The organism is Anabaena sp. EIM26 (genome assembly GCF_057568715.1).
The window spans coordinates 5,082,935-5,098,506 of sequence record NZ_CM172472.1 but is presented as its reverse complement, the minus strand read 5'-3'; the positions used below and the strand labels follow the sequence as shown (position 1 = coordinate 5,098,506).

The 15,572-nt window shown below is 35.6% G+C and carries 9 protein-coding genes; 5 read left to right on the top strand and 4 right to left on the bottom strand.

Translation table 11 applies throughout. The features are described 5' to 3' along the window. Positions 1–503: 503 nt before the first annotated feature. Positions 504–1,586: a class I fructose-bisphosphate aldolase gene (locus AC012T_RS22205; protein ID WP_487060845.1), complete on the top strand. Its 1,083-nt coding sequence runs from the start codon at positions 504–506 to the stop codon at positions 1,584–1,586. A gap of 155 nt (positions 1,587–1,741) precedes the next feature. On the opposite strand, the gene AC012T_RS22200 is transcribed toward AC012T_RS22205, so the two are convergent. Both AC012T_RS22200 and AC012T_RS22195 read right to left on the bottom strand, forming a co-directional pair. After that, positions 1,742–2,737, bottom strand: a complete 996-nt coding sequence (locus AC012T_RS22200) for a serine/threonine protein kinase (protein WP_487060844.1) — start codon at positions 2,735–2,737, stop codon at positions 1,742–1,744. Positions 2,738–2,914: 177 nt separating this feature from the next. Further along, on the bottom strand, positions 2,915–3,802 hold the full coding sequence (locus AC012T_RS22195; RefSeq protein ID WP_487060843.1) for an alpha/beta fold hydrolase: 888 nt from the start codon (positions 3,800–3,802) through the stop codon (positions 2,915–2,917). A 193-nt stretch (positions 3,803–3,995) separates the two neighbouring features. Between AC012T_RS22195 and AC012T_RS22190 the strand changes: the two genes are divergently transcribed. After that, on the top strand, positions 3,996–5,525 hold the full coding sequence (locus tag AC012T_RS22190; protein WP_487060842.1) for an S-layer homology domain-containing protein: 1,530 nt from the start codon (positions 3,996–3,998) through the stop codon (positions 5,523–5,525). Positions 5,526–5,617: 92 nt separating this feature from the next. Here AC012T_RS22190 and AC012T_RS22185 read toward each other — a convergent pair whose 3' ends face one another. Next, positions 5,618–6,625, bottom strand: a complete 1,008-nt coding sequence (locus AC012T_RS22185) for a mechanosensitive ion channel family protein (protein WP_487060841.1) — start codon at positions 6,623–6,625, stop codon at positions 5,618–5,620. A gap of 517 nt (positions 6,626–7,142) precedes the next feature. Here AC012T_RS22185 and AC012T_RS22180 point away from each other — a divergent pair. The 3 genes from AC012T_RS22180 (at position 7,143) to AC012T_RS22170 (ending at position 14,310) form a co-directional block, all read left to right on the top strand. Next, positions 7,143–8,060 (top strand): histone deacetylase family protein, encoded by a 918-nt coding sequence (locus AC012T_RS22180; protein WP_487060840.1) that lies wholly within the window; start codon positions 7,143–7,145, stop codon positions 8,058–8,060. Positions 8,061–8,165: 105 nt separating this feature from the next. Then, on the top strand, positions 8,166–12,488 hold the full coding sequence (locus AC012T_RS22175) for an AAA domain-containing protein (RefSeq protein ID WP_487060839.1): 4,323 nt from the start codon (positions 8,166–8,168) through the stop codon (positions 12,486–12,488). Beyond that, complete coding sequence (locus tag AC012T_RS22170) at positions 12,466–14,310, top strand: phospholipase D-like domain-containing protein (RefSeq protein ID WP_487060838.1); 1,845 nt, start codon at positions 12,466–12,468, stop codon at positions 14,308–14,310. Before AC012T_RS22175 ends, AC012T_RS22170 begins: the two co-directional genes overlap by 23 nt. Here AC012T_RS22170 and AC012T_RS22165 read toward each other — a convergent pair. Next, on the bottom strand, positions 14,307–15,002 hold the full coding sequence (locus tag AC012T_RS22165; protein WP_487060837.1) for a C40 family peptidase: 696 nt from the start codon (positions 15,000–15,002) through the stop codon (positions 14,307–14,309). The two genes, AC012T_RS22170 and AC012T_RS22165, sit on opposite strands and share 4 nt — an antisense overlap. Positions 15,003–15,572 lie beyond the last annotated feature (570 nt).

Sequence of the window (15,572 nt, the reverse complement as noted above, 5' to 3'; positions counted from 1 at the left end):
TATAACGAGTCGTAGCAGGTAAGAATACCATAATATCTGTTTGTTTTACAAGCATTTGACTAGCAAGTAAAATATTAAAATATACCTTTGGAGGTATTTCTTTAAGAGTATGTTTGAAAAGTTTAGGGACGTATAATTTGTCATTCTGAGTGGAGTCTTACGCAACGAAGAATCTGGAGTTTAGCCGACATACTGAGATGCTACGTTCCTCAGCATGACATGGAAGGAGACTTTTCAAACACCCTCTAACGGTTTGGGTAAAAATTCCAGAAAATTGCTGCTTTTTTCCTATTCAAAGAATATGGATTAAATATAGATGCAGAGGGGCTTCCCGCAGGTTACTGCAAAGATGTAAAGGAAGCAGGAAGAATTATATATGTCTATAGATAGTAGGCAAAATTATAATTCAATATACCAAATAGTATTAGTGTCTAAAGAATAAATTTTCCTGCTGTACAGGTTAAAAAATAGACCTTGACACCATCAAAAATCACTTAAATTCCATGACTACAACTCTTTTAGAAGCTAATTCCATTGAGTCATTGCTGGGCAAGGAAGCTGAAGAACTACTGACATATAAAGCCAAGGTTTCCTCAGATTTGCTACATTTGCCCGGTGCGGATTTTATAGATAGAGTTTGGCTAAATAGCGATCGCACTCCGCGTGTCTTGAAAAACCTACAACAAATCTATTCTACAGGAAGATTGGCCAATACAGGCTATCTCTCTATTCTCCCTGTAGACCAAGGAATTGAACACTCAGCCGGGGCTTCATTTGCACCTAATCCTATTTATTTTGACCCGGAAAACATTATCAAGTTAGCAATAGAAGCAGGTTGTAATGCTGTCGCTACCACCGTGGGGGTATTAGGCAATGTTGCCCGCAAATATGCCCACAAAATTCCTTTTATTGCCAAAATCAATCACAATGAATTGTTGACTTATCCCAACCAATCTAACCAAATTATGTTTGCTGATGTTTGGCAAGCTTGGCATTTGGGTGCAACAGCAGTAGGGGCAACAATTTATTTTGGTTCAGAAGAATCTAGCCGCCAAATTCAGGAAGTCGGTCATGCTTTTAAAAATGCCCATGAATTGGGTATGGCAACAGTACTTTGGTGTTATCTGAGAAATAACAATTTTAAACAAGACCAAGATTATCATTTAGCTGCTGATTTAACTGGACAAGCTAATCATTTGGGTGTAAGTCTTGAAGCTGATATCATTAAACAAAAATTACCAGAATGCAATAATGGTTATGGGGCAATTGCGAAAGCGACTGGTAACAGTTATGGTAAAACTGATGAGCGAGTTTACACAGAATTAACAACAAATAACCCTATAGATTTAACTCGTTATCAAGTATTAAATTGCTACGCTGGACGAGTAGGATTAATTAATTCTGGTGGTGCTTCTGGTAAAAATGATTTTGCGGAAGCTGTACGAACTGCTGTAATTAATAAACGTGCTGGAGGTACAGGTTTAATTTCTGGAAGGAAGACTTTTCAGCGTCCATTTGCGGAAGGAGTCAAGCTGTTTCACGCTATTCAAGATGTTTATTTATCTCCTGATGTGACTATAGCTTAAGGGAACAAAAAAAATAAATTACCCAAAAATTGTAGGGTGGGTTAGCGACAGCGTAACCCACCATTAAATAGGTTGGCGTTAAAAATTGTCGTTGGGATAAGGCAGGGGGCAGGGGAGAAATATCAATTACCAATCACCAATTACCAATCACCCAGTTAATTATTTTTGGGGAAATTGTCTATTTTCATTGAATTAGCAGCACCACCAGGTTGAGAAACCATTAAATTTGTTCCCAGTATAGCTAAAATACCCATAGCAGCTAATCCTAATATAATTATATTTTTTCTCTGATGTATTGCGGCAAATAAATTATCTAGTTTTTTACCAGAAGCAAGCACCTGAATTGGTTTTAGTGCTTCTAAAGCATCCGCAGCATTAGGATAACGACGCTTGGAATTAGGTTCTACCATTTTCTTTAACCATAGTCCAAAACTCAGACTAATATGGGGAATTAATTTCTGAAAATTAATGCGATATTTATCATCAATTAATTTTCCGATATCCGCAGCACTAGTATTAGTGAGTAAACAAATTAATGTTGCACCTAAACTATATAAATCTGAAGCTTGGGTTAACACATAACCAAGTTGTTCTTCTGGTGGCATAAAGCCAGGACTACCTGCGACCAAAGTACTTAACTCTGTTTTTCCATCTTGTAAACGTGCTAAACCAAAATCAACTAGATAAACATTTAATTGCTGATCTACCAAAATATTTTCTGGTTTGATATCTCGATGAATTATACCAGGACACTGCTGTTGTAAATAAACTAAAATTTCTAAAATAGACAAAGCAATTTGCTTGATTTCTTCAGGGTGAAAGCAGCGTTTTAATCCTAATGATGGAGCATTTTTATATTCTTGTACTAGGTAAAAAAATCCTGGTTTTACAAAAGAATCTATATAATGAGGGATGCCGGGATGATTCAATTGTTGCAAAAGTTCAATTTCTTGTTCATAAGCTTTTACTCCAGACCAATCAGCAGTCATATTTGCAAAACAGAATTCTTTAATAACTACTTTTTGTTGAGATTTTAGATGATTGGCTAAATAAGTAATGCGTCCTCCTTCTGGGTTACGTCCTAATTCTCGAATTACTTGATACCCAACTTTAGAAAAATCGGCATCATGATTTACATCAAACTCCATCATAGAACACACATAATGTGGATTTTGTCAAGATGCAATTGAAAGAAAGTACCCTATCCTAGCTGAGTAGGAATTAGGTAATCGGTAATCTTTGACTCTAATTACTAAATACCAATTACCAATTACCAATCCCAGACTTTTTAGCTGTGTTTTACCCTTTTTCTGGCTGTGAGTGCGAAATTATCCCTTTTGCGCTAACCAATCGACAATTTGAGTATTGACAACATCTGGAATTTCATCATGGGGACGATGACCGGCTCCAGGAATAGGTACAATTTTAATATCTTGGCCATTTTCTCGCGCCTCTTCGTAAATTTTAGCCCCGGTGATGGGTGTCCAAGGATCATCAGCACCCCAAATTACTAGTAAAGGCAATTTTACCTTCGGCAATAATTCATCGGGCGTAGGCCCAGGTGGTGCTGTGAGGATGGAAGCGAAAACTTGTTGTGCGCCTGGATCACAGGATGGTGTATAAAGTAAATCGACTAGTTCATCTGTGACTGCATTGCGATCGCTATATACTTGATATAATGTCCGGCGAATTTGCGATTTTTGGCGAATGCGGTTGAAGACGAATTTACCAGTCATTTGGTTAGCGACTAACTTATTAAAAGTCCCCATGACAATTCTGAGAACTGGGTTCAATTCGTGGGGACGGTGACTCAATCCACCCGCAGAGTTGATTAACACACCCCCAGAGGCAATTTCAGGATATTCTGCCAGCACAATTAAACTCAAAAGTGCGCCAATGGAATTGCCGATAAATACAGCAGGTTCTTGGATATGTGCAGTCCAGAAATCTTTTAATAGTTCTACCCACACGTCCATGCTATATTCAATAGCTGCTTTATCAGAACCACCAAACCCCAATAAATCCACAGCAAATACCCGATAACCAGCATCAACTAAAACAGGGATATTTTTGCGCCAGTGACCAATAGAAGCGCCAAAGCCGTGAATTAGTACCAAAGGCTGACCGCTACCCATCACAGTATATTGAATTTTGTAATCTCGCCAAGTCCAAAGCTGTTTTTCTAATGTTGGTGACTGCTGGATTGATATCGTCATTAGTAAAGATTCCTAAAGTATTATTTCTTTATGGTAATACTCCTAGCATTCTCGACAAAACATTATGGAAAAAGCTATATATGGCGTACACTATCACCTGTAAGTTTCACCTAGATCAAAAAATTAATCAGTTAAGTAAGCTGATTGCTCACTTAACATTCTAGGTGAATAGATACGGTGTAATACAAATACCATGATTCTAAGTAAATTAACTCATTTTAGGAAAGTAGCTATTGCCGCAGTCTCTATCATAGCGTTGTCGCCAACACATTCTACTTTGGCAGCATCAGATTTATCTGCTACAGTCCCATCAGAGTTTAGTAATTATAATCAGCAGCTTTTAACACAAAAAACTATTGGTGAGGAAGTAGATACAGATAGTACAACAAATATTCCCAAGGAAACTGTAACTACTACTACTTCTGTCAAAAGGGAAAAGTCAGGTTTTACTTTGGCTATTTGGCAACCCGGTGGGACAATTTCCGAAGTAATTGCCCGCGTTTCTATTCAGGGTAAGCATGGCAATAAATATTACAAAGAAAGATTTTTAGGTGACTATAAATATAAAATCAAACAAAAGGCCAAGTTTATAAATGGGTTTAAATTAGGCGATCGCATCATCGTTAGATTGTATGATAACAGCAACCGCTTTATTGGCTACACACAATTTGCGTGTTTACCCGGTCACACGGCAATAAACTTGATTTTATCTGCCAACCCGCAAGAATATCAAGTAGTTCGTGTTTTTTATGGTGTTGATGACAATGAAGATAGCATTGTTGACACCAATACCACCAGCTACGATTACTTCACCCAAGTTAGTAACCAAAAAGCTACTTTCCTCAAAAGTTCAGAAAATATCAATATTACCCAGTACCAAGCCGCAGGATTTGCCAAAGTTGCCACAACTGGCGTTTATCCTATATCGTTTACCGAAGGTGAATTTGCTTTAGCTGGTAAATCCATTAACATCGTTGATTCTAACTTAGCCAAAGCCTTAACCGCTGTTCCTGGTAGTTTGGTGCAGTTAACTCAACTCAGCAACAACTCCACATATCAACTCAGTAAATTGTTGAGTAAATATCGTCAAGTAGGTGTTGCTAAAGATATCCAAGTATCATTTTCTGATATTTCCAAAGATTACTGGGCTAAAGATTATATCGCCGAATTGGCCGCAATGGAAATTATCGACGGTTTCCCTGATGGTACATTCCGCCCTAACGCACCAGTGACACGCGCCCAATTAGCAGCCCTATTGCAAAAAATCTTTATTAAAAGTAAAGTCAGAAATGCGATCGCATTTAGAGATATACCCAAAGGATATTGGGCTGAAAATGCCATCCGCGAAACCTATGAAATGGGCTTTTTCACCACCCTCGGCAGCAAAAACTTCAACCCCACACAAAAGCTCACCCGTCTAGATATTTTGATAACCTTAGCCAAGGGATTAAATTATCAATTCACCGGTTCTACAAAAGATATCTTATCAATTTATAGCGATGCCTCTAGCATCCAAAGCGAACACCGTAATTTAATAGCCGCAATAACACAAAATGGTGTAGTCGTCAACTATCCCAACAAAAAATTGCTGAATGGTAAAAAAGTTGCCACCAGAGCAGAAGTCTGTGCATTACTATATAGAGCTATGGTTAGTGCTGGAGAAGTAGCAGATTTTGCCTCAAAATACACAATCAAACCAATAGTCAAAGACGAAAATCGGTAAAGTGATGAAGATAGCCATTTACACAAAAGCTAACAAGTACAGAAATTAAAAATCTGAATTGTATTTACCGAATAACTTGCGTATTAGTTAATTTAACTATTGTGCATATAAACATCTCTGACAGGAAAAGGAATTTGAATTCCTTCTAGCTGATAGCGCTTATGCAACTTCTTCACAAACAGATGTTTACCAATTCTCTGGTCAAAAAACTCACTTACACGCATATAAAGAGTAAAATCAATACTAAAATCATTAAAAGTGTGAAATCTCACATATGGTTCATTCTCCATTAAATTCGGTGCAATTTCTTGCATCACTTCCTTAGCAACTTCCACAGTCACACTTTCCACTAATTCCAAATCACTATCGTAACTAACACCCACATTGATGGTTAAAGTAATTTCTTTAGCGGGAAGATGATAATTCGTAAAAATAGCCGAAGCCAACTTAGAATTAGGGACAATAATCACATTATTTGAAATTTCCTTAATCGTCGTATTTCGCCATGTAATATCCGTAATATAACCTTGATTACCATCATCTAATTTCACATAATCACCAGTTCTTACTTGGTTAGAAATAATTAAGTAAAAACCAGAAAATAAATTTGCCAATGTGTCTTGTAGTGCTAAACCTACCGCTAAACCTCCAATTCCTAATGTCGTTATTATAGGTGTAATTTGAATACCTACGGTTTGTAAAAGGATTAATGTCCCTAAAATTAAAACCGAAATTTTAGCGAGATTAGACAGTAGTGATGCCGGAACTCCTTCCGTTTTGCGAATCGCTAAACTCACAAAACCAGATGTTAATCTAGCTAAGACTAAAGTCACTGAATACAGCAAAATTATGGTGAGTATTTTTTGCAGAACATTAGCAATATCTGGCTTGAGAGGAGAACTGAGAATAGCCCAAAAAAAGCCTGCAATTACAAACCATATAAACGTCATTCTGTGCAGCGATTGAAATATAATTTCACTGCCAGGAATTTGTCTATTAGCAACAAACATTTTTAGTTTTTTGAAAAAAACTTTTTCACCAATTAATCCAGCAAGTAATCCAGCTAGAATCAATCCAAGGGGTATAATCCATTCGATCATAATTGATTGAGAATTGAGAACTTAAAATTAAGATAACAGCAATAGTATAATTATGTTCGCCAAATTTTACCTTCCTACTTTCCAGAAAATCTATGAATATGCTGTTTCAGCAAAGTAATTTATATTTCCAAGACTTACGCATTGACAAAATCTATCAAATATGGATTATGAATTTTATCTTTTATAGGGTGTGGTTCAGCAAGCTCACCAACCACGTCAGACCTGATAATTGAGCATCTAACAGATTGTCTCTATCTGACGCACCGCACTAATATGCGATTCCAAAAGCCTGAAATTAGGCAATTTCCTTTAAATTACTGTATGGTAGTAGACTATTGAAAAAAAGATATGGTACATTATTCTTCGGTAAAAAACTTACATAAAAAGCTATTTTTGTAATTTTTAAGATCAATAAATTATTTTTATATTAATAACAATCTACCCTCAGACTGATATTTTCCACTTATATTGACTAAATTGTTTACCTAAAAATATATCGGTGTAACTCACCTTAGTAATGGATTTACCAATAGTTTACCATCTAGATTATATCGCTCCTTTACCCCCAGGGCATCGTTTCCCGATGTCTAAATTTCGGCAACTACATGAATTGCTGTTAGCTGACAGAGTAGCACATCCAGAACAGTTTCACATTCCTGAACGTCCACAAACAGAATTAATTGAATTAGTTCACACCCCCAACTATGTGCAAGCTTACTGTCAAGGAACCTTAGAACCCAAAGCACAGCGACGCATTGGTTTACCTTGGAGTCCAGCTTTGGTAAATCGTACCTGCGTGGCTTTAGGTGGGACAATACTAACGGCTCAATTAGCAATAAATCATGGTTTAGCTTGTAATACTGCTGGTGGAACTCATCATGCTTTTCCTAATTATGGATCTGGGTTTTGTATTTTCAACGACTTAGCAGTTGCTTCCCGCGTTATCCAAAAATTAGGGCTTGCTAAAAACATTTTAATTGTCGATTTAGATGTACATCAAGGAGATGGAACAGCCTTTATTTTTCAAAATGACAACAGCGTTTTTACCTTTTCTATGCACTGTGAAGACAACTTCCCTGGGACAAAACAAAAAAGTGATTTAGATATTCCCTTACCATTAGGAATGGAAGATGACGCTTATTTACAAACATTAGCGAATTATCTACCAGACCTATTATCACAAATAAAACCAGATTTAGTATTTTATGATGCAGGAGTTGATACCCACATAGAAGATAAACTAGGTAAACTATCCCTAACAGACACAGGTATTTTTCGGCGCGAAATGCAAGTTTTAAGTACCTGTATCAGTGCTGGTTATCCCGTCGCTTGCGTTATTGGTGGTGGTTATGCAGATGATATGAGATCTCTAGTTTGGAGACACTCCCTATTACATCGAGCCGCCAGTCAAACCTATCACCAATTTCATCTTTAACCCCAAAAAAACAAACTCCTCTCTGCGCTACGCCAGTTGCTTTAAGTCGGCAGAGCCGCCCAACACACTGGCTCCTCTGCATGAAAAAAAAATCCAGGAGCATTCATGCCAACTTTACCAAACAATCAAAAATCAGAAACCTGGGGATACACCTTATTAAATTCGACAATTGATAGTTTAATTCGCAACTTTGAAGGTCAATCAACAGTAGAATTATACCCCGAATTTCGTGAACGGCGAGAACGCGCCCATGAATTAATATTTGAATGTGTGGGTAAAAAACCTTGCTTGTTTTATATTCGTCGTCAGGGTTCTGGAAAAGATCCAGGAGAAGAAATTTGGGACTTAACAATAGCTACAGATGAAAATGAATTTGAATTACCAAAAAGACTTAAAGAACTTAGAAAAACTTTAGGATTTAGAGCAGCAGTTCAAAAAAATGGAACTGGCGGTTTAAAGATTCTTTCAGCTTATTTACTACAACCTTCACGAGGGCAAGGTGATGGCTATGCGCTACCTTTACGCTTACAATTAGTTCCTAATCATCATCATCCCTCCGCTATTCCACCAAAGGTATTAGCAAAAATAGCAACTATGCCAGTTTGTGGTCATCATGTACCCACAGAAGAACAACTACAAGCATGGAAAGCATTTTTAAAAGTTGAAGAGCGCATCGCTAAAGCACGTCAATTTTGTGTAGTTTTTATTAATTATCAATACAGTGCTAATAAAAAACAAATCGCTTTTGAAATAAATTTGAACTCAGCGACTCTTGATGGTTCCGAAGAAAATTATTTAGATGTAGAAAATTTTTGGGAACGAGTAAAACAGGCAAAAAATCAAGATATCAAATTTTCTGACACCGTTCCTAGCGAAAGAAATCGTCGCAGTAGTCGTCAATTAGGAACCATTGAAAAAATTGATCAAAAATATAATATTATTCACATTAGATTAGAACGCGACTTGGTTGAATATATAGCAGCAGGTAATTATCAACTTCCTGGAAATGGATATTTATTCTTTGATGCTGCTGGTGATATAAAACAAATTGAACGCAAAGAAAAAGCCTTAGAACAATTAAGACAAGGACGCACTCAAAATCCCTATTTAGGTAACTTCTTATTTGATGCTTCTCAAGCCAGATCTATTAAAAAAACCGTCAAACTTAAAGCCCAAGATTTGTTATTGTCTGCTGCAAATCCAGGTCAAAAAGCATCTGTAGAGAAGGTATTAGCCGCAGATGATTTAGTTTTGATTCAAGGGCCACCAGGTACAGGTAAAACTACAGTAATTGCTGAAATTTGCTATCAAGTAGCCCTGCGGGGTGGACGCACATTAATTACTTCTCAAGCTAATTTAGCAGTCGATAACGCTTTAAGCAGATTAGTTCATAACCCTGTAATTCGGGCTGTACGCAAGGGAAGAGCCGAAAAAGTTGGAGAAGAAGGACAGCCTTTTTTAGAAGATCAAGTAATTGGCAGATGGTTAGAAAATACCGCTACTGACTGTGAAAATAATCTCGCTCAACGTCAGGAAAATATAAAAATATTTACTCAATTATTAGCATCATCAGAGCGTTTCACAGCTTATATTAAATTCGAGGAAGAATTTAATCAAAAACAAAATGAATCAAGAGCAGAAAAAGAAAATTTACAGGAAATCTGTCAAACTCAAGAAATAGCTTATAATGAAATATTAGCAAATCAAAATACAATTGAATCCCTAAAAATTGGATTAAAAAATCTACTAAAAAATGTACCAATAAACTGGGATTCAGCAGAAGTTAAAGATTTTTTACCCTGTCTGCAACCATATACAAAAGATCATACTCAAGTAGAAAGTTTCCGTGAAAATGTTTGTCAAGCTATTAAGTATGTAGATGAACTTGGCTTTGTTCGTCCTGCGCGTGGTGCATTTGGGTTAGCTGCTTGGTTACGTGAAACAGTAGCAACTGAGATTGATGAATTTAAAAAAGCATTCAGTGATGCTAATGATGTGATTATAGCTATGTCAGAATTAACTACATTAGTAGAAGCTTTCAAAAAAGATTCCATATATTTGCATCAATTACAAACAGAGTATCAGCAATTTCTAAATAAGGATAAAAGTCTACAACCAACAATTCAACTATGGGAAAATCGCAAGCGAGAAATTGATTATATTATCGAAGCAGTTATCGAATGGAAATCTACAGCTTATAAAAATCTATATCAAGTTGTGAAAAATTGTCAGCAATCAGATTTACCATTAACAGATAACATGGTAGATTTACCACTAGGTTTATTAATGTTTGCTAATAATTTAAAATTACCACTTGTCCCCAAAAATTATAAAATTAGCTTACCAGATTGGAAATTATTGACAAAAGCAATATCGTATGAAATTCAAGGTAACTTCACAGATAGACGAGGTAAACAGCATAGTTTTAGTTATTTCTTACAGGAAAATTTTAGTCAAATTCCTTTAGTTTTATCAAAAAGTGATCGCACTCAATGGCAGGTAACATATCAAGAATTAAATGATTATCAACTCCTTACCTCTAAACAGCGTAAATCTTTGGTTGAAAATACCCAATCTTTTTTAACTAAACTGCAAAGAACATATGGTGCAGCTTATGAATTAGATAATATCCACTCTACTCTTACCCAAATTACACAAGAACTACTAGATATAATTCTAGCAAATTCTCGTCAATGTGTTGCAAAAATTAAAACAGAAGCTGAACAACAGCTAAATATTTTACAAAAACAGCAAGAAAAATTAAATGAACTGCCAAATAATGGCATTACCCAAGAACAAATATTTGCGACTCAATCTCAAGTAGAAAAAGCTAGTCAAGATGCTAATTTACAACTTGCCAGAGTTGTGATTATGTTGGAAGAACTTAACAAAAATCCAAATACACCTGCTAAATTGCGTAATCTAACCGAAAAATATCTCGCTAAACAATCAAATATTTGGGAACAACATCAAGAATTTTCCAAACAACTCAAAATTTGGGAGAGTAATGTAATTCAACTTGAAACATTGATTTCATCATTAGAACCAATTGCGATTTTAGAGATGATTCAAAATTTATTACATGAGGAATTAATTAAACTCAAAAAAGACACGAAAACGGCTCAAAAGAAACTTGATAAATCACAAACTAAGCTCAATGAACTAGAACAGCAATTGCAACTACATATACCAGATTATTTAATTATAGAGCGAAATTGGTGGCAAATAGTATGGCAAGAAATACCTGACAAATTTAAGGGTAAAAATACTGAAAGTGATTTATTCAATCTAGAATTTTTAAACTTAATCAAAGACAAGTTTGATATTTGGCAACAACAATTAAAAAATGAAGAAAATTATTTGCAAAGATATCAAAATTTTGTCCAAGATTGGATTACAAAACTACGTCAACCATCAGAACGCGATAGTAACGATTTGAGACGAATTTATTTAGATAATGCTAACGTCGTTGGTATCACCTGTGTTCAAGCTGCAAATTATAATTTTTCTGAAGAATTTCAATCTTTTGATGTTGTTATTATTGATGAAGTTAGTAAATGCACTCCCCCAGAGTTATTAATTCCCGCTTTGAAGGGTAAAAAATTAGTCATGGTTGGAGATCATCGACAATTACCACCCATGCTTGATACTAGCACCGTTGAAGAAGTTGCCCAAAAAATTGGCAATACCAGAGAAGAATTACAATTTTTAGAAGAATCATTATTTAAAAGTCAGTTTGAAACTGCTGATAATAGCATCAAACAAATGCTAAATACCCAATATAGAATGCACCCCAATATCATGGGAGCAATAAATCAATTTTATGATGGTAAATTAGAATGTGGGATTTTAGAACCTGACAGCAAACGCGCTCATAATCTAGCAGGGGAAATAATTAAACCAGAACATCATTTAATTTGGGTGAAAATGCCTAGAGAAAATGAATTTCAAGAAGAACGTCTGGGAACTTCATTTTTTAATATCCGAGAAATTGATGTCATAGAAAATATCTGTCAGCAGTTTGAAAATGTGTGGAGTTATAAAGTTGCTAATGGTGAACCCAAAAAAGAAATAGCCGTAATTACATTTTATGGTTCTCAACTCAGAAAAATTGATGAACGTTTACAATCTGAGCTTTTCCCTTCACTGCAAATTAGAACAGGTACAGTTGACAGATTTCAAGGAATGGAAAGACCAGTTGTAATTGTGAGTATGGTGCGTAATAATCATCAAGGAGATGTGGGATTTGCTAAAAAACCAGAACGAGTGAATGTAGCTTTTTCCCGCGCTCAAGAATTATTGGTAATTGTTGGTTGTCATGATTTATTTACCAGTAAATCAGGGACAGTTGGTGGTATGTATTCGGAAGTGGCTAATATTGTCAGTCGTCATGGAGGTTTTATTGATGTTTCTCACGTATGCGGCTAAACCTATTGATGACAATCTCAGAAATTTGGTAGAAAAAATTGAAGCGCAAAGTGCTAATCTATCAGTTTTAGCTGCGCGTCAATTACGCTATAGTCTGCGTCAAAATACTGTGGAATTAACCATCAAAGAACCACGACAATTTAATGTACTTGAAGAATTTATAATCCGCGCTGGTATTGAGTTTGATCCTGCACCAACAGCAGATGAATTAGCATCTGTACTTGGGCTTGATGCTGTATTTGTCAAAAGTACAATTTCCACTCTTCAATCATTACAAACTTTAGCCGTAACATCACCAATTACAGTTACAACAGAAGGACGGTTATTTTATGAAAAAGGAACTGTACCTCAACCACCATATGCTGTCCAGATTTATGCTATTACTGACTTTTTAGGTGGGAATATTACCTTTCAGTCTGAATCTTTAAGTGATGTCACTATAAAATTACCTGATTTAGCAACTTTTGTAAATATTGAAAATAAAATCAACAATATTTCTTCTTTAGCACTTGAACAAATACAGCAAATTCTTCAAGATTCAAATTTGGCGTTTCATTTACCAGAAGAGGGTAAAATAGTTACTGCTTTTAAGGTGATACCACCAACTCAAATTTTTTGGAAGACTGTATCCTTATTTGTTATTTTTGATGCTTTAGAAGATAAATTGAGTATTCAACTCAGAAGAGGAAAGCAAATTTTAGAAGCGGCATCAAATTGGCTAGAATTGCTACTAAATCAAGGTAAAATATCTTTGCCAGCATTATGTGAAGTATCAGACCAAACCATCAATTTTGAGCGTCAAGCAACTCTGAATCAGAAAAATAAAGAAATAGAATCTAGACTAGAAAAGATTCGCCAAGAGACGCTAGAAACCTCACATAAAGCAGGTACAGCGGTGCAGTTAAGAGATGGAGAAATTACTCAAACTTTTTTAGAGGTTTTGAATTCTGCAAAAAATCAAATTCTCTTTTATTATCCTTTTATAAGTCAGGCTGTTGTCGATGATAAATTTTTAACTCTGCTTCAAAAATTAGTTAATGGTGGTGTTGGGATTTTAATCGGTTATGGAATTGCACGACGAGAAGAAGATGAAGAAAGGCAAATACCACCCGAATTTAAAGCGAAATTACAAGCAATAAAAACTCTGGAAGGTTTACCAGGTGTACAGGTTTTTTGGTTAGGAAATTCTCATATAAAAGAGGTTATAGTTGATCAAAAAATTCATCTTTGCGGTTGTTATCATCAGCTTTTTTATCGTGGTGGTTATTTACCAACAGGTGAGTCAGTTTATAAAGTCACAATTCCTGAACTTGTTCAAGAAGCATATCAATTTTTTGATCATCGCTATCAAAATCATGCCCAACAACTATGGAAAAATGCTTTACAAAATCGTGATGTCGAATTAGCTATAGAAGTCCTCTGCATTTGGGGTGCGCTGGGTATGGAAGATATGGGAATTACAGAAATAGAAGCAAATAACTGGCTGGAACTTGTACCGATTTGGTTAAATGTGGTAATTCAGAGACTAAGGACAAAAATTTTACCTGCTGGGTTACAAACTGCATTGGTGTTGTTAAATAAGTTTTCTGGTGAAGAAATATTTATTGATTTATTGGTTCAGGGATGGCGTAGAGTGATTAGTAATATTGCTAGTCAAAATCCTCAAACTGCTGTTGACTTATTCAGCAATGGTGTATGGGAACAGTTTTTGCGTCTCCAAATAGTCCAACCAAAGGAGTCGCTAGATACCTTTCTATTGTCCCAAAATGAAACTCAAAAGCCAGCTAAAAAGAAAATTGCCAAGAAGCTGGAACGGGGTTAATTCTGCGGTTTGTAACACTTGACAACTCTACCAGCACCGCGCAATTGTTTATAATAAGCCTGACTAACTTGATCTCCTTGTTCCGACAGTTGATCAATACCAATGCCATTCCGTCCTTGTTCTTTTCCTGAACTATGAATATAACAACTATCACCCAAATATAGACCTACGTGGGTTGCTTTTTGGGGAGTTCCAAAAAATATTAAATCCCCTGGTTGTAATTCAGTCAAATCAATTGGTTGAGTAAAATCTTCTTGCTGATAAGCATCTCTCGGTAGCCAAATACCTACAGATTTAAATGCTGCTTGCATTAAACCAGAACAGTCATAATTGGGTGCAACTGTACCACCCCAAAGGTAATAATTATCTTCTTCCTTTGCTGCTTGAGTAAAAGTGATAACTGCGGGTATGCGTTGTTGAATTTCTGCCGCTGAGATGAATTGGGGTTGATATATTGTTTCTGTTGGTTGGATAAATTGCAAATCTTGAACAGATAACCATCCGGGATAGTCGTCTTCACGCAAACAAACTGCAACTGCTGTATCTTGATGGTTTGATGTTAATCGTAAATGTCTTCCTGTTGCGGCTTGAGTTGCCAAGCGTTTGCATTCAGGAGAATCATATATATTTAGGTCAATATTGCAGTAATATTCTTCTGTTGGGGAATGGGGAATTAGTAAGTTTAAAGACATAGGTAAATATGGTTTAGATAAAAAAGAATATTGTCTGAATCAGGATTTCCATGATTTAAGGATTTACAGGATCATGCAATAATCATTCTGTTTAATTCCTAAAGCTTTATTTTGTCTGAATCAGGATTTTCCGAATTTAAGGATTTACAGGATCATGCAATAAGCATTTTGTTTAATTCCTCAATCTTTATTTTGTCTGAATCAGGATTTTCCGAATTTAAGGATTTACAGGATAATACAATAAGCATTCTGTTTAATTCCTCAATCTTTATTTTGTCTGAATCAGGATTTTCCGAATTTAAGGATTTACAGGATCATGCAATAAGCCTTCTGTTTAATTCCTCAATCTTTATTTTGTCTGAATCAGGATTTTCCGAATTTAAGGATTTACAGGATAATACAATAAGCATTCTGTTTAATTCCTCAATCCTCATTCCGAACAACATATTGTTAATCTTTAAATCCTGTAAATCCTGATTTATCCTAATTATAGTTACTATCTCGGTAATTATACAGGTAATGATAGGATTGAGCGAGAAACTAGACTCCTGATAGCATAAGGACATTATT

Excerpts from the sequence above, each read along its gene's own strand:
- AC012T_RS22205 (WP_487060845.1), top strand. The coding sequence starts at position 504 with ATGACTACAACTCTTTTAGAAGCTAATTCCATTGAGTCATTGCTGGGC.
- AC012T_RS22200 (WP_487060844.1), bottom strand. The coding sequence starts at position 2,737 with ATGATGGAGTTTGATGTAAATCATGATGCCGATTTTTCTAAAGTTGGG.
- AC012T_RS22195 (WP_487060843.1), bottom strand. The coding sequence starts at position 3,802 with ATGACGATATCAATCCAGCAGTCACCAACATTAGAAAAACAGCTTTGG.
- AC012T_RS22190 (WP_487060842.1), top strand. The coding sequence starts at position 3,996 with ATGATTCTAAGTAAATTAACTCATTTTAGGAAAGTAGCTATTGCCGCA.
- AC012T_RS22185 (WP_487060841.1), bottom strand. The coding sequence starts at position 6,625 with ATGATCGAATGGATTATACCCCTTGGATTGATTCTAGCTGGATTACTT.
- AC012T_RS22180 (WP_487060840.1), top strand. The coding sequence starts at position 7,143 with ATGGATTTACCAATAGTTTACCATCTAGATTATATCGCTCCTTTACCC.
- AC012T_RS22175 (WP_487060839.1), top strand. The coding sequence starts at position 8,166 with ATGCCAACTTTACCAAACAATCAAAAATCAGAAACCTGGGGATACACC.
- AC012T_RS22170 (WP_487060838.1), top strand. The coding sequence starts at position 12,466 with ATGTTTCTCACGTATGCGGCTAAACCTATTGATGACAATCTCAGAAAT.
- AC012T_RS22165 (WP_487060837.1), bottom strand. The coding sequence starts at position 15,002 with ATGTCTTTAAACTTACTAATTCCCCATTCCCCAACAGAAGAATATTAC.